The organism is Halomonas sp. AOP13-D3-9 (assembly GCF_052379125.1).
Taxonomy (GTDB): domain Bacteria; phylum Pseudomonadota; class Gammaproteobacteria; order Pseudomonadales; family Halomonadaceae; genus Vreelandella.
Map to the genome: position 1 here is coordinate 302,060 of NZ_JBQSYH010000001.1, position 14,126 is coordinate 316,185.

The 14,126-nt window shown below is 56.7% G+C and carries 14 protein-coding genes; 6 read left to right on the forward strand and 8 right to left on the reverse strand.

The window, feature by feature from the left end; genetic code table 11:
* From ACT3UM_RS01410 to ACT3UM_RS01435, 6 genes are all read left to right on the forward strand, one after another.
* A complete protein-coding gene (locus ACT3UM_RS01410; RefSeq protein WP_498895449.1) occupies positions 1-1,101 on the forward strand; it encodes a formate dehydrogenase subunit gamma in 1,101 nt (366 codons plus the stop codon).
* Positions 1,102-1,221: 120 nt separating this feature from the next.
* Complete coding sequence (locus ACT3UM_RS01415; protein WP_144809259.1) at positions 1,222-1,554, forward strand: DUF1244 domain-containing protein; 333 nt, start codon at positions 1,222-1,224, stop codon at positions 1,552-1,554.
* Between the two features lie 5 nt (positions 1,555-1,559).
* Positions 1,560-2,081, forward strand: a complete 522-nt coding sequence (gene moaB / locus ACT3UM_RS01420; protein ID WP_035580813.1) for a molybdenum cofactor biosynthesis protein B — start codon at positions 1,560-1,562, stop codon at positions 2,079-2,081.
* Positions 2,082-2,288: 207 nt separating this feature from the next.
* Positions 2,289-2,582: a type II toxin-antitoxin system RelB/DinJ family antitoxin gene (locus ACT3UM_RS01425; protein ID WP_498895452.1), complete on the forward strand. Its 294-nt coding sequence runs from the start codon at positions 2,289-2,291 to the stop codon at positions 2,580-2,582.
* On the forward strand, positions 2,575-2,859 hold the full coding sequence (locus ACT3UM_RS01430; protein WP_498895454.1) for a type II toxin-antitoxin system RelE/ParE family toxin: 285 nt from the start codon (positions 2,575-2,577) through the stop codon (positions 2,857-2,859). Before ACT3UM_RS01425 ends, ACT3UM_RS01430 begins: the two co-directional genes overlap by 8 nt.
* A gap of 111 nt (positions 2,860-2,970) precedes the next feature.
* A complete protein-coding gene (locus tag ACT3UM_RS01435; RefSeq protein WP_498895456.1) occupies positions 2,971-4,176 on the forward strand; it encodes a molybdopterin molybdotransferase MoeA in 1,206 nt (401 codons plus the stop codon).
* A 3-nt stretch (positions 4,177-4,179) separates the two neighbouring features.
* Here the strand turns inward: ACT3UM_RS01435 and ACT3UM_RS01440 are convergent, their stop codons facing one another.
* The 8 genes from ACT3UM_RS01440 to ACT3UM_RS01475 all read right to left on the reverse strand — a co-directional run bounded on the left by ACT3UM_RS01440 (position 4,180) and on the right by ACT3UM_RS01475 (position 13,954).
* Complete coding sequence (locus ACT3UM_RS01440; protein WP_498895458.1) at positions 4,180-4,590, reverse strand: hypothetical protein; 411 nt, start codon at positions 4,588-4,590, stop codon at positions 4,180-4,182.
* A 1-nt stretch (position 4,591) separates the two neighbouring features.
* Positions 4,592-5,152, reverse strand: coding sequence for a chemotaxis protein CheW (locus tag ACT3UM_RS01445; protein ID WP_498895460.1), 561 nt, complete (start codon positions 5,150-5,152; stop codon positions 4,592-4,594).
* Complete coding sequence (locus ACT3UM_RS01450; protein ID WP_498895462.1) at positions 5,142-6,821, reverse strand: diguanylate cyclase; 1,680 nt, start codon at positions 6,819-6,821, stop codon at positions 5,142-5,144. The genes ACT3UM_RS01445 and ACT3UM_RS01450 overlap by 11 nt, the downstream gene beginning before the upstream one ends.
* Before the next feature lie 74 nt (positions 6,822-6,895).
* Positions 6,896-7,258: a response regulator gene (locus ACT3UM_RS01455; RefSeq protein WP_498895464.1), complete on the reverse strand. Its 363-nt coding sequence runs from the start codon at positions 7,256-7,258 to the stop codon at positions 6,896-6,898.
* A gap of 69 nt (positions 7,259-7,327) precedes the next feature.
* Positions 7,328-9,427 (reverse strand): hybrid sensor histidine kinase/response regulator, encoded by a 2,100-nt coding sequence (locus ACT3UM_RS01460; protein WP_498895466.1) that lies wholly within the window; start codon positions 9,425-9,427, stop codon positions 7,328-7,330.
* A gap of 1 nt (position 9,428) precedes the next feature.
* Positions 9,429-10,835 carry a CheR family methyltransferase gene (locus tag ACT3UM_RS01465; protein ID WP_498895468.1) on the reverse strand — a complete coding sequence of 469 codons (1,407 nt, stop codon included), beginning with the start codon at positions 10,833-10,835 and terminating at the stop codon, positions 9,429-9,431.
* Positions 10,832-11,899, reverse strand: a complete 1,068-nt coding sequence (gene cheB, locus ACT3UM_RS01470) for a chemotaxis-specific protein-glutamate methyltransferase CheB (protein ID WP_498895470.1) — start codon at positions 11,897-11,899, stop codon at positions 10,832-10,834. The genes ACT3UM_RS01465 and cheB overlap by 4 nt, the downstream gene beginning before the upstream one ends.
* Before the next feature lie 12 nt (positions 11,900-11,911).
* Entirely contained in the window at positions 11,912-13,954 is a 2,043-nt protein-coding gene (locus ACT3UM_RS01475) for a methyl-accepting chemotaxis protein (RefSeq protein WP_498895472.1), read from the reverse strand.
* Positions 13,955-14,126: the final 172 nt, after the last annotated feature.

Consider the following 14,126-nt stretch of genomic DNA (forward strand, 5'->3'; position numbering starts at 1 on the left):
ATGAACCTGTTGACTGCACAGGCACCCGGTGAGGTGCCGCGCTCAGGTAAAGGGCTCGCCCTGGGCATTTGGCGCTTTATGTTGGTGGCGCTTGCTTTGGTGCTAAGCCTCGGATTCACGCAAGTGGCGGTGGCCCAAGCAGATCCTGACCGCGAAATGACTACTGCCGCTCCTGGCATTACCGCCGACCAGTGGCGTCAGGTACGTAGTGGAGAGACCGGGCCTAACTACCGTGACTCGCGTTATGAAAGCGACTACAGCTTGATCAATGCAAGCGGTGAAACCTGGCGGCAGATTCGTAACCGCTGGGTGTCGCCGTTTGGTTTGATTGCGGTATTTGGCATGGCGGCGCTGATTGCGCTGTTCTACTTCATTGTCGGCCGCAAGGATCTGGAGGCGCCGCGCACGGGGCGTCTGCTATTGCGCTGGACGCTAATGAAGCGCGCACTGCACTGGACGGTAGCGACGCTCTTTATTGTGCTGGCGCTGACCGGGATGACGCTGCTATTTGGCAAGTTCGTCTTCCGCCCGCTGTTTGGCGATGGGATTTGGGCTTGGATGATTGCTGCCACGAAAGTGCTGCATAACTACCTGGGACCGATCTTTGGCATTCTGCTGGTGATCCTGCTGGTCAGTTTGATCAAAGACAATATTCCCAAAAAGCACGACTGGGTATGGTTCAAGAAAGGCGGCGGTATGATTGGCAAAAAGCATGTGGATGCAGGTTTTGCCAATGGTGGGGAGAAGGCTTGGTACTGGATATTGGCTACGGTAGGTATTCTCGTTATCGCCAGTGGCTTTGTGCTCGACTTCCCCAACTTCGACCAGGGCCGTGACACCATGCAGTGGGCCAACATTATCCACGCAGTGGGTGCGCTAGGACTCACCGCCATCTCCTTAGGACATATCTATATCGGCACGCTGGGTACGGAAGGCGCGCTAGAAGGTATGACAACCGGCTACGTGGATGAGACCTGGGCCAAAGAGCACCATAATCTTTGGTACGAAGAGGTCAAAGACCAAACGCTATCGGAACAAGAGGTGGCGGCTCGCAAGTCAGGTGGTGATAGTAGCGAACCATCGGCAACGCGGACCAGCTGATAAGTGCGTAATAAAGTACTTACAAAGTCGCCTAAGACACCGCCTTCTGGCGGTGTCTTTTGTTATGCTGCCTGTTAAGTTAATGAGTAACCCAAAGGCATTTTTTTGAGAGGAACGGTTATGTCAGCGTTTAATGAGTTTGACCCCTCCACGCGCACCGAGCTCGAAGCCGCTGCGTTTCGGCGCTTGCTACAGCATCTGGATGATAACAAAGACGTCCAGAATATCGACCTAATGATCCTGGCGGACTTTTGCCGCAACTGCCTATCGAAATGGCTGGTAAGCGCCGCCGAAGCGCGGGATGAAAGCCTCAACTATGAAGAGGCCCGTGAGTACGTTTATGGGATGCCTTACAGCGAGTGGAAGGAACTCTACCAGCCACCTGCCACCCCAGAGCAGATGGCCGCTTGGGAAGCGCATCACGCCAAAAAGAAAGCTGCCAAACAAGGGTGACGTCAATGAGTGAGCCAATGGTGCCCCTCAACATCGCCGTCTTGACGGTCTCCGATACCCGCACAGAAGAGACGGATCGCAGCGGCCAGGCGCTGGTAGAACGATTAACCAGCGCCGGGCATACACTCGTTGAAAAACGCATCGTGCCAGACGACGTCTACCGCATTCGCGCGGTGGTAGCCAACTGGATCGCCGATACGGAAGTACAGGTGGTGATCACCACCGGCGGCACCGGCTTTACCGGCCGCGACTCCACGCCGGAAGCTATCTCGGTGCTGCTGGATAAGCGTATTGAAGGCTTTGGCGAACGCTTCCGCCAGCTAAGCGGTGAAGAGATCGGCAGCTCCACCATCCAGAGCCGCTGCCTCGGCGGCTTAGCCAATGCCACGGTAGTGTTCTGCCTGCCGGGCTCAACCGGCGCCTGCCGCACCGGCTGGGACGGCATTCTGGCCGAGCAGTTGGATAGCCGCCACAAACCCTGCAACTTCGCCAATCTGGTTATCCCTGGCCGGGGGCAGCATGGTTGAATGAGTGGTTTGCTTGGAGGGTGTTTTAACTCTTCAGAGGTACATGGCCTGCTCGTCAGGCTGTGTATTGCCATTATCTTTGCATGGATCGTTTTAGACTTGCTTTGAAAGCAGAGTCAAGACTGAATCAAGAAAGCAAGCGACAATAGCTTGATTGTGTCTCAATTGAGATACAAAATAGGGTGATATATGAACGGAGAGTTCAAAATGGCTAAAACTTCAATGCTCCACGTTCGTGTGGACGATGAACTGAAAGTTGATGCAGCGGAAAAACTCGCTAGCGTCGGTCTGACGGTGTCTGATGCCGTTCGCATTCTGCTAACCCGCGTATCGAAAGAGGGCGGGTTGCCTGTTGGGCTAACGGTTGATATGGAGGCTCATGACGCCTGGTTCCGCGACAAAGTGAAAGAGGCACTAGCCGATACCCGACCAACGGTACCCCATCGGCAGGTAATGGATGAGGCACAAGCATTGATCGACAGCAAGCGCCGCCGTGCCTGAGTTGGAATGGCTGGGACTGGCTCGTACCGACCTACTGGAAATCGTAGATTACATCTCAGATGACAATCCCGGTGCAGCACAGCACGTGAAAGATGACATCGAGATGAAAGCTGAAAGCTTGCCGTCTTTCCCGAAAAAAGGTCGCCCAGGCCGAGTGGAAGGCACTCGAGAGCTAGTCGTCTTGTCGAACTACATTCTCGTGTATAAGGAGGATGTCTCGACGGTACGGATACTTCGTGTGTTGCATGCTGCGCAACAATGGCCGCGGATCGACTAGCAGTCCGTTGGGTTAACGACTCCGATTTTTCTGTTTTAGAGATGACTATGCCATCACTTCATAATACCCGGTTCATGCTCGCCAACTTAGTCATCCCTGGCCGAGGTCAGCATGAGTGACTTGCAGCCGATATCAGCCGCGCTTGAAGCGCTACTGGCAGACGTCAGCGTAATCGGCGTCGAGAGGGTTCCGTTGGAAGCCGCTGCCGGGCTTGTGTTGGCCGAAGCCGTCACCGCGCAGCTGGACGTGCCGCCGTTCGATAATAGCGCGATGGATGGCTATGCACTGCGTGCCGCCGATGCTGGAAAGTGGCTGCCGGTGAGTCAGCGTATTGCGGCGGGCACTCCCGCCCAAGCGCTTGAGCCAAATAGCTGCGCGCGTATTTTTACCGGCGGTGAGATTCCACCTGGCGCTGACTGTGTCGTTATGCAGGAGCGGGTAGAGGTTGACGGTGAACGTGCGCTGATGCCTGCGGATATCCCTGCGGGGGATAGTGTTCGTCGTCAGGGCCGGGACGTCAAGCGTGGCTCTGTGCTGCTCGATGCCGGTGAACGGCTCGAGGCAGCAGCTCTTGGCCACTTGGCAGGCCAGGGCATTACCCAGGTCAGCGTGCGCCGTCGGCCACGGGTTGCGCTGCTCTCAACCGGCGATGAAATCATCGACCCAGGTACGCCGCTGAAGCCGGGGCAGCTCTACAACTCCAACCGACCCATGCTTAAACGGCTGCTGGAGAATTTTGGCGCCGAGGTGGTGAGTACCGTGAGCGTACCGGATGATTACCCCCGCACGGTGGCACTGTTAACGTCGGCCGCTGCTGAGTCGGATTTAGTTGTGACCACCGGTGGCGTGAGCGTCGGTGAAGAGGACCACGTCAAAGCCGCGCTGGAAGCGATCGGCCAGTTGGATATGTGGAAGCTGGCGATTCGCCCAGGTAAGCCGTTAGCACTCGGCCGCTTACCCCGTGACGATGGCAGTCATGCGCGGTTTGTGGGGTTGCCAGGTAATCCGGTCTCGGGGTTTGTGGGTGCTTGGCTGTTTTTACGCCCCTTGCTGGGTGCCATGCTGGGCTGTCCGGCGCTAACATCACTGCCCGCTGTGACCGCGAAAGCTGGGTTTGCTACCTCCACCGGCCCACGTGAGCACTATATGCGTGTGACGCTTGAATTCACGCCCAGCGGCGTAACGGCGACGGCTTTTGATGACCAGAATTCCGGGGTGCTCTCATCCTGTATTAACGCCGATGCATTTGCGGTGATTCCGGCCAATAGTGAAATCGATGAAGGCGATATGATTAGCTGCTTATGGCTTGCAGTCTAGAAGCTAAGGGCTAAGCTTGCGTGCATCCAGCAGCAGCACTAGCTGCTGCTGATCAAAGGTACAGCCGCATAGCGCGGTTGAAAATCGGCGAGAAAGTAGCAGTTTAGGCAGCGGGTAGAGCGTGTCGGCGGGCAGTTGTCGAAGCGTAATGTCTCCGCTTACGCCCAGTTGCCAAGTGCTGTGGCTGTCATTAGTGGTCGTTTGAGCGACGCGCAGAGTGAGCCAGCGACTAGGCGGGGAGTCATGATCGCCCCCTGCGTAGAGCAGCGAGTGAGCATCGGCGGTGCGCAAAGCTGTTGGGTGATCGGTCATGGCGAGTACGTGACACGCTTCCAGGGCTGCATGGTAAGGACCAATGCGAAACAGCACCAAGGCAACGTGGGCTTGTTCATGCAGGCCGCGACGCTGGGGCATTTTAACCCAGTCCCTGCTGGTAGGCGTCGAACAGCGCCTCGGGGTCAAGCAGGGCAAGCGCTTGGCGCTCGTCTACCTGCCACAGCGCGCTGACATAAGGGCGTAACGCGGCAGGAAGCGTTTCGGGGGGAGCTTGCAGCAGGCTCTGGGTGACCTCGCAGACATCGTCAAGCTGCTCAATACGCACACCGCTACTAATTCCCGCGGCGTTGACTAACAACATCATCCCGCTAGGAGCACCTTCCGGCGTGGGTAAACTGAGCAACTGATGCAGGCTAATGACGGACTCAATTTTACCACGCAGGTGCAGCACGCCTTCGGTGGAGGCGGGTAGCCCCGGTACGTAATAGACGGGCTGGTCGCTGGGTAGAATTTCGCTCACCGCGCTGCCGGGTAGCGCAAAACGTTGACCGTTGAGTCGGAACAGCACTAGCTGCTGGGTAGGCTCATCAATATCGGCCACCGTCTCTGCATCGCCGTGTGTCGCTAATGCCTCTTCCAAGGTCTGAGTGGCGAACGGTAGGTCATTCGCTGGATTGTCGTGGGGCTGTTCAGGGCTCATCGGCTAGCTCCGTCGATATCACTACTTGGTTGCGCCCTTGGTGTTTGGCGCGGTAGAGCGCCTGGTCGGCGCTTAAACGCAGGGACTCGGTAGAGGGCTGCGCGGGGAAACTGCTTATCCCCACGCTGAAGGTGCAGCGAAAACGAACGTCGCCCGCGTGAAAATCAACCAGTGCAAAGTCCTCCCGTAAGCTGCCGATCAACGTGGCGGCTTTCTCGGCATTAATACCTTTCAGCAGCACGACAAATTCTTCACCGCCATAGCGGCCAATAATATCGGAAAGCCGCAGGCGGCTCTTGAGCAGCCTTGCCAAGGTAATGATCACCTGATCCCCCGCCAAGTGGCCGTGGGTGTCGTTAACCTGTTTGAAGTGATCGATATCGATCATCGCCATGGCGTGCTGGCTATTATCGCGGTGGGCCTGAGCGAGAGTTTTATTGATCAGCTCGGTAGTGGTGCTGTGGTTATATAGCCCGGTCATACTGTCGCGGGTCATTAATGAGCGCAGTAGGCGCAGGCGTTCGGCGCGCAGTCTTACGGCAGAGACCAGTTCTTCGGGCTGCACAGGTTTAGTAAGAAAGGCTTCAACCCCCGCGGACATGGCGGAAATCTGCTTTTTGCTGTCGGTTTCACTGGAGAGATAGATAATCGGTAGCCCCAGGTATTCCGGCTGCTGACGAATAATCGTTGCCAGTTCTTCACCCGAACAGACCGGCATATACACATCGACCAGCAGTAAATCGGGACTAAAGCGCTCCATGGCTGTGAGAGCATCGGCGGGATGGTGCACCTGGTGTGCAATCATACCGCCCTCTTCAATCAGCAAGGCGTGATAAGCAGCCACCTCGGGCTCATCATCCACCACCAGTACCTTCAGCGGCTCTTCCACCGCCGGAGCGGTGAGTTCATCTACCGCCAGCATAAGATCCAGCGGTTTAACCGGTTTGGTAAAGTAGCCGCCACAGCCTGCACGAACGGCACTCAGGCGCGAATGAAAGTCACTGTGGGCTGACAATACGATAGCGGGTAGTGCCTGGCCGGTCAGTTTGTTCAAGCTGGTTAGGGTTTCTGTGCCTGCCGTTTGGCCCTGGGGGAACTGTACATCCATGATCACCGCGTCAGGGCGACGAGTAATCACGGCGTTAAAGAATGTTTCAGTATCGATAAATTGAACGACTTCATGGCCGAAGCAGCGCAAGTGATGGATCAATTGATCGACCTGTTCGGGCTCATCGTCGCACAGGTAAATTAACCGCTGGCGCTTATTGCGCAGCGGCTCCAATTGGCTGGTAAGTTCGAAGCTGTTGACGGCCGCCAACGCCTGCTGCTGGCCGTGATGGGAGCGTAGGTGTTGCTGTTCGCGACCCAGTTGGAGCAGCAGTTGGCTGATAAACGTATCGATATCGTCACGGGTGGGGAAGGTAGTGAGCGCCTCCTCCGCCTGATCAGCAAGCACGGCAAGCCGCTCAAAGCCCAGCGATCTCCCGGTGCCTTTCAAACTATGAAAAAAGCGGTGCAGCTCCGGCGCGAGCCGCGTCTGTTCTTCACTCGACGCGCAGCTCTGCTGCCATAGCTCGGCGGTTTGCGCTAAGCGGGTCGGCAACTGCTCAATAAAACGCTCACGTAGCTGATTTAGCTTATCGTGCAGCGAAGGGGCGGGCTTAGACATCAAACTACCTACGTAAGTGATCGAAAGCGGCGATCCATTCCATCATTAATCCATTCCATCGCATCATGTGTTGCTTAGCCGCTGAGTGCCAGTGCCCGTTTTACGGCGGTTTTTAGGTTGTCAGCCAGCTCGGCATCTTTACGCAAACAGGCATCCAGGCCCGGTGTCTGCTGTAGCGTTGCATCTGGAGTGTCCCCGGTGAGGAGAATAAACGGTAGGTGATTATCTTGCTCGCGTAGCATTGCCAATAGCGCCAGCCCGCTGACAAGGGGCATGTGCATATCGCTGACAATCAGCTTGATATCAGGGTGGGTATCTAGCTGTTCGACGGCTTCCATGGCATCAAAGGCCAGCAAGGTAGCATGACCTTGAGATTCAAGCAGTGCCGCCGTCATTTCACCGGCAAGCGGATCGTCGTCTACGACCAGGATAGGCATTCCATAACCTCTTGGTGTTTATGTCATTAACGGCTGTGTCATTAACGGTTGTGTCAGTATCACCCACGGTTAACCCAGCAGGGCCTGGAGCGTCTCTACTAAATTGTTCTGATCAAAACTGCCCTTAACGATATAGGCGTCGGCACCGACTTCAATACCTCGTCGTCGATCAGCCTCTTTTTCCCGCGAGGTGATAATAATAATCGGCCGATAACGATAAGCCTCATTTTCGCGCAGTCGGGCAGTCAGCGCAAAGCCATCCATTACCGGCATCTCAACGTCGGTCAGTACTGCATCAAATGTTTCCGCCAGCGCTTTGGCTAAACCATCGCGACCATTTTCTGCCAGCGTGACGTGATAGCCCCACGCTTCGAGTACGTCTTTTTCTATTTCGCGGGTATTCAGTGAGTCGTCAACCACCAAAATGCGTTTCGCTAGTGTGGATGACGGGGGCTCATGGTTTGGACGCTGGGCAGTGTGCCGGGTGGCTTCCAGTAACGCGGGTACGTGGAGCAGGCTTACCAGCGCATTGCGGCCCATGGACACCATACCCGATACCAAGGGTAAATAACGTAGATGCACGGGCAGTGGCTTAATCACCCTATCGCGTTCATCAATCAGTGAATCGATAATCAGGGCGAGCTTCTGGTGCCGCTGATGGACGACCAGTAGTAGGGCTTTATCGCTAACGGAAGTCGTCACGGGCAGCTCAAGTAGTTGGGCAAGCGATACCACTGGCACAAATTCGTTGCGTAAGATCAGCGTGCGCTGCCCGGCGGCATCAATGAAGGATTGTGATGAGCACTCCACCAATTCTGATACATAAGGCGCCGTTACCCCTAGGTTGACACCGCCGACGTTGACCAGCAGTACCCGCATCATCGCCAGCGAGAGCGGCAGGCGCAGGGTAAAGCGCGTGCCGCTGCCGCGTTCGCTGGCCAGCTGCAGGTCGCCGTTAAGCTCATCCACCACGGTGCGCTTGACCACATCCATCCCCACACCGCGCCCAGAGAAGTCGGTAATCATGCTCTTGGTAGAGAAGCCGGGCAGAAAAATAAGCTCCAGCGTCTCCTGTTCGCTCAGCGCATTGAGCTGCTCTTCGCTGATCAACTGCTTGGCGAGCGCTTTTTGGCGCACCGCGTCCAGTGCGATCCCCGCGCCATCATCACGCATCTCAACCACCACCCAGTCAGCGTCCTGCCAGGCTTCAATCATCAACTGCCCACGGGGAGGTTTGCCCGCTGCCTGCCGCTCAGCGGGCGACTCTAAACCGTGATCCAGGGCGTTACGCAGCAGGTGAATAAGTGGATCCGACAGGCGATCAATCATCTGACGATCAAGTTCGATTTCACTGCCTCGCACGCGGCAGTCGACCTGCTTGCCAAGTGACTGGGCCAGTTCCCGGGACATATGCGCGAGCGGGTCAAACACCACGCTTAGGGGCAGCATACGCATTTGCAGTGCCCGGTCGTGTAGGTCGCTCATTAGCGAGTCGTGGCTTAACACGCTATCTTTCAGCTCGCGGTGAAAGGCGTGAAAGGGCGCCTGCTGCTCGGCAGGCAGTGTGGTGCTTAGCGCTCGGGCTTGATCAACCAGTGTGTGTAAGTGGTGGTGCCCGGACAGCACTTCACCCATCAAACGAATAACGTCGTCCAGCCGGTTCAGACGCACCCGCACGGTATCGCTAAGGCGTAACTCGCTCTCGGCCGCCAGCGCCGTTGGGGGCGTGGGTGCCGAGGGGCCCAGAGGAGGCGTGCTGGGCTGGGGGGAGGTCTGGCCGTGGGCAGCATTTTCAAGGGCGCTACACAGTGCCTCATCAACCACGGGTAAGTCGTCACCCGTCGCTCCTTCGGCGAGCCGACTAACCAGATCCGCCAACCCGTCCACCGCTTGGCTGAGCAGGCTGGTAACCGCTGGCGTTGCGCTCAGAGTGCCATCGCGCAGCGCGCTGAGCAGTTCCTCAGTACTGTGTGCCAGCGCGGTAATTGGCACCAGCTTGAGCATCCGTGACGAGCCTTTCAGCGTATGTGCTGCGCGAAACAGTTCGTTGATCTGCTCGCGATCAGCGTGGCCCTGCTCCAGTGCGCTGATACCTTCGCGCAAGCGGGGCAGGTGGTCGGCGGCCTCTTCCACAAAGCGCTGTATAAAGCGGCGAATATCCAGCGCCATATTAACCCACTCCCTGTGTGGTACTGGTTGATGCCAGCATGGTGTTGACCGTGGCTAGGTAACGTTCGGCTAGAAAGCGCGCATCGCCAGGCGGTAGAGGCGGGGAGATCATCGCTAGCCCGCCATCAGAAGTGGGCGCGGTGGTTAGTAATCGCACCACCGCAGCATAGCGTTGCCTGCGCTGTAATGGCTCGTCGGGCAGCTCGCCCTGGCGATAAAGCTCCGCTAAATAGAAGTGTGCCGGCCAACACTCCGGCGCCACGTAAATGGCCCGCTTGAAATAGTCGTAGGCCTGATGGGGCTGCTGCTGCCAACGGGCGGCTAACCCGGCTAGCACCAGCGCGTCGATCGACCACGGCTGTTGCTTAAGCAACGCTTCTAGCAGCGAAGCGGCGTCGTCAAAGGCGTTTTGATTGAGCAATTGATGGGCGGTGTGCAACTGCTGGGCAATGCAGTCCGTTGTTTCCGATTCGTGCGCATGTGACGCTGTGGGCGCTAGCTCAGCGCTGCTTATATTTGCGCTCTCACCTGGGTCAATGCTGCCAGTCGCTTTGTTGGCCTGCTCAAGCAAGGGTGAGTGATGGGAAACGGTTGGCACTGCCGTGGGCGGCTCTGCACGGCGAAAGTAAAAGACGCCCTGGGCTTCGACCAGTTCAAATACGCCGAGATCGTTACCCAGGGTTTCGGTGACGCCGCAGAGTAAAATGCCATTCGGGGCCAGCAACTGGCTAAGCTGTTGATGAATGCGGCGCCGCGTCGGCTGGTCAAAGTAGATCGACACATTGCGAAATAGAATCACATCAAAGGGGCCGCCAGGGCTGCTCTCCTCGGCATTTAATAGGTTAAACGGGCAAAAGGTGACCCACTGACGCAATGATTCGTGAAGCTTGTAGCGCCCCTTGTAGGGACTAAAGTAGCGCGCTTTGAAACCGAGCGAGAGAGCGCGAAATGCCATGCCGCCGTAAACCGCTTGGCGTGCCTTGGCGAGGACTTGATGATCCAGGTCGCCACCGGTGAGGGCAAAAAGGGTTTTGGCTCGTTCGCCGAAGCGCTCAAGCAGCATCATTGCCACGCTATAGGGCTCTTCGCCGGAGGAGCAGCCTGCACTAAAGATAGAGAGCGGCGACTCTTGTGTCGCTAAACGTTCAGGTAAGTAGGTGCTGACCAACCAATTCAGGGCATCCGGCTCGCGGCAAAAATAGGTTTCGTTAACCGTTAACTGACTGACAAACTGATCGAATAGCGCAGCGTCGCTGGTTAATTTTGTGAGCAGCTGAGTGGTGTCAGTGAGCCCCGTTGATGCTTGTAAGCTGGCGACCGCCCGGAATAACCGCGCTTCGGCCAAGCCTTCTAGGTGTAACCCGCAGCGCTGATGCACCAGGGTTTTAAAGGGAGCAAAGGTGCTCATGCCAAGGGCTCCGGTCGGCTATCCAAGTAGCCGCGCACATCGCGCAGCAGCCGATCCGGAAGGCTATCAAGGGGTAATTCATACTGTATGACCCCGGCTTTAACGGCTTCCTGATTCATGCCGTAAATCACCGAGCTGGCCTCATCTTGCGCGAAAGTGGTACCGCCTGCCTGATAGATAGCCCGCATACCATTAACGCCATCGCGGCCCATGCCGGTCAAAATGATGCCAATCGCATCACTGCCATAGACTTCCGCAACACTTTGAAGCAGCACATCGCAACTGGGGTGGTATAGAAATGTCTCAGGGCTGGATTGGAGCTGAAAACGGTGGCGGGGGGTCACGCATAAATTACGTTCAGAAGGTGATAAATAGATATTTCCAGGGCGTAGCTGCTCACCCTCTTGGCCAACACTGACCGACATGGCACACAGCGATGCTAGCCATTGTGCCATGCCATCAATAAACCCATGACTGATGTGCTGGGCGATCACAATAGGGGCAGGAAATCCGGCGGGCAGCCTCCTCAGTACTCGCACTAGGGCTTGCGGGCCACCGGTTGAGCAGGCAATGGCGACCACGTGTTGAAAATCCCGCGGCACTCCCCGTGGGGCGGCGGGTAGGGTGGGTAGGGCGATGATAGGCGCTGGTGTTGTGACGCGCCGCCGCAGACGAGTAATCACTGCGACACCGGCGAGCAGGCGGACACGCTCCAAAAGGCGCTCGGCATCGGCCCCTTCCAATGCGGGTTTAGGCATGACTTCCAGCGCACCCACTTCAAGGGCTTGATAGGCCGTTTGCGCATCGGAGCGGTCGCTGACCACCAGGATGGCTACCCCTTTGTTATACATGATCTCTTCGATGGCGCTCAGGCCGTCCATCACCGGCATGTTGAGATCCATGGTGATCAGCTGCGGCGTAAGGCGTTTGGCCAGTTCCACCGCTTCGCGGCCGTTAGTGGCTTCACCCACGATCTCAATATCACCGTCTCGGCTGAGGATATCGCGTAGCACGTCGCGGGCTACTTGGCTGTCGTCGGCAATGACTACCCGAATTACACTCATTCGGTATCCTTATCAGCGGTTTTTATTTGTGAGGGTGAACTCCTGCACCAACGCGTTGAGCTCAGCCGACATATGGATCATATCCTGGCTGATGTCGGTAATGCTGCGCACCGAGTGTGCGTTGCGTGAACTGGCCGTGTCGATATCGCGTAGCGCCATCACCACCTGGCTGCTGGCGGTTTTTTGCTGCTGTGTGGAGAGCGATATCTGCTGGGCCGCGCTACTGGTTTGACTCGCCGCCTTAAGTAGCGCCTCAAGATCCTGGGCGGTACTCATACTTGCTTCAACGCCCTGCTCGATTGAGGAAGCGCCTTTCTCGGAGGCGACCACCAAGCGATTAATCGCCGTCTGAATATCATCGGTATGCGCCTCAATCTCTTGGGTAGAGTCGGTCACGCTATCAGCCAAACGGCGTATCTCGCTGGCGACAACCGAAAAGCGCCGCCCCGACTCCCCGGCGCTTGAGGCTTCCAAAGCAGCATTAAAGGCGATCAGCTTGGTCTGCGCAGCCAGGGTGTTGATCAGTTCCATCACCTTGTTAATCTGCTTGGATTTTGCCCCTAACGTCATGATCTCGGTCAGACTCTGCTCGCTGTCGCTGCGGATATCCTGCATTTTTGACTGTAGCAGTTGCATGGCTGAACTGCCTTTACGGCTGCGCTCCAGGGTCTGATTGGCAACGTCGACCACCGATTGGGAGTGATCGGCGATTTGGGTTGACGAGGTAGAGAGCTCCTCCATGGTGGAGGTGATTTCAGCCACCGAAGAGGCCATCTCCTCCACCGCTGCGGCCATGGTTTGGCTCACTTCATGATCAATATCGCTTCCGTGGACACCGGAAAGTCCGGCCGTTTTTGCCAGCCGGTCGGCCACTTGCGTTAGTGCCTGAGCGTTCTTGGCTACCGCCGCAATAGCGCGGGAGAGGCGCTCAAGGAGCTCATTGGTTTGGTCGGCTAAATCGCCAAGCTCGGCTTTGTCGTCGGTGCTGACCCGCCTCGAAAGATCCAGGCTGTGGGTGATGTCTTTTAGTTGGCGCTGGAAATCGATCAAGGGGCGGATAAGGCTGCCGGTCAGCGGGTAGAGCACCAGTAACCCGACGAGCAGAATAAGCAGGCCTATCCCGCTGGATGCCAGAAAGCGCTCACGAGTGGACGCTAGGTAAGCTTCTTTATCGACTTCGACCATTAGGTAGCGCTGCAGCTCGGGTAGCCAGCGCGTGCTGATCAGCAGGGCGTGGCCGTCGCGCTCAATCTCTTGTACCTGTAGCTGGTCGTCACGCAGCAGACGCTGCGCCGCTTGCTCTGGTAAGGCCTCTACCGTTGTCCCGCCAAGAGGCGCTGATTCACCGCTACGACTGACTTCACCGCTGCGAACAAGCAGCTCTCCTTCAGCGCTGAACAGCGAAGCGCGACCAGTACCGCCTAAGCGAAAGTTATCAATCAAGCTGGCCATTTGGGAGAGATCAAGCCCTGCACCAGCCACGACGAGAGGACGACCATTGGCGGCATTTACCGCGCTGCGGTAATTGACGTACACAAAGGCATCATCGGGGGAGAAGGTGTCGCTATCTAAATTCAGTTCGTAGGTGTTATCGCTGTCGGTAAAATCGTAGTACCAGTCATCTTCGCTACCGGCTGGTTGGATTGTCCGCTCAAGAAATTCACCGTTGCGGAGTTGAAAATAGTAGCCCCGCCCCTGGTATTGGGCGGCAATAAACAGCAACTCGGTATCTAACTGCGCCATAAGGCGCGCTAAGTAGCTGGCGATATCGTTTTGCCGCTCTTCAGGCATCCCGTCGCGAACCCACTGCTCAATAAAGTAGCTATTGGCCAGGCTTTCGGAAATGGCGAGATCCTGGCTGAGGCTAAGGTTTATATGCGCGGCCAGCCCTTCGACCTGTGCCGGTAGCTCTTGATTAAGCAGGTTATCCAGCCGCGCCTGGCTGTGGGAGCGCGCTTGAAGATAGAGCGCCAGGAGCATTGCCAGTGCTAAGACCGTCCCAAAGGAGAGAAATAGCCGAAGCCGTAGAGGTAGGGATTTCCAGCGCGCCATCATGTTCGCCGTTGCTCCAAAGTAAACGTGGCCCTAACGACGCTGCTTACTTAATAGCGCTCAGGGTGAAAGGTAGAGTGATACTTACCACCCTACTTAGGGTAGTGGCAACGATTTCAGCTTTTTTTGTGAGGACTGTCCCGCCTATACTAGCGTGTTTTGGTACTTGCAGTTA

Excerpts from the sequence above, each read along its gene's own strand:
- ACT3UM_RS01410 (WP_498895449.1), top strand. The coding sequence starts at position 1 with ATGAACCTGTTGACTGCACAGGCACCCGGTGAGGTGCCGCGCTCAGGT.
- ACT3UM_RS01415 (WP_144809259.1), top strand. The coding sequence starts at position 1,222 with ATGTCAGCGTTTAATGAGTTTGACCCCTCCACGCGCACCGAGCTCGAA.
- moaB (WP_035580813.1), top strand. The coding sequence starts at position 1,560 with ATGAGTGAGCCAATGGTGCCCCTCAACATCGCCGTCTTGACGGTCTCC.
- ACT3UM_RS01425 (WP_498895452.1), top strand. The coding sequence starts at position 2,289 with ATGGCTAAAACTTCAATGCTCCACGTTCGTGTGGACGATGAACTGAAA.
- ACT3UM_RS01435 (WP_498895456.1), top strand. The coding sequence starts at position 2,971 with ATGAGTGACTTGCAGCCGATATCAGCCGCGCTTGAAGCGCTACTGGCA.
- ACT3UM_RS01440 (WP_498895458.1), bottom strand. The coding sequence starts at position 4,590 with ATGCCCCAGCGTCGCGGCCTGCATGAACAAGCCCACGTTGCCTTGGTG.
- ACT3UM_RS01445 (WP_498895460.1), bottom strand. The coding sequence starts at position 5,152 with ATGAGCCCTGAACAGCCCCACGACAATCCAGCGAATGACCTACCGTTC.
- ACT3UM_RS01450 (WP_498895462.1), bottom strand. The coding sequence starts at position 6,821 with ATGTCTAAGCCCGCCCCTTCGCTGCACGATAAGCTAAATCAGCTACGT.
- ACT3UM_RS01455 (WP_498895464.1), bottom strand. The coding sequence starts at position 7,258 with ATGCCTATCCTGGTCGTAGACGACGATCCGCTTGCCGGTGAAATGACG.
- ACT3UM_RS01460 (WP_498895466.1), bottom strand. The coding sequence starts at position 9,427 with ATGGCGCTGGATATTCGCCGCTTTATACAGCGCTTTGTGGAAGAGGCC.
- ACT3UM_RS01465 (WP_498895468.1), bottom strand. The coding sequence starts at position 10,835 with ATGAGCACCTTTGCTCCCTTTAAAACCCTGGTGCATCAGCGCTGCGGG.
- cheB (WP_498895470.1), bottom strand. The coding sequence starts at position 11,899 with ATGAGTGTAATTCGGGTAGTCATTGCCGACGACAGCCAAGTAGCCCGC.
- ACT3UM_RS01475 (WP_498895472.1), bottom strand. The coding sequence starts at position 13,954 with ATGATGGCGCGCTGGAAATCCCTACCTCTACGGCTTCGGCTATTTCTC.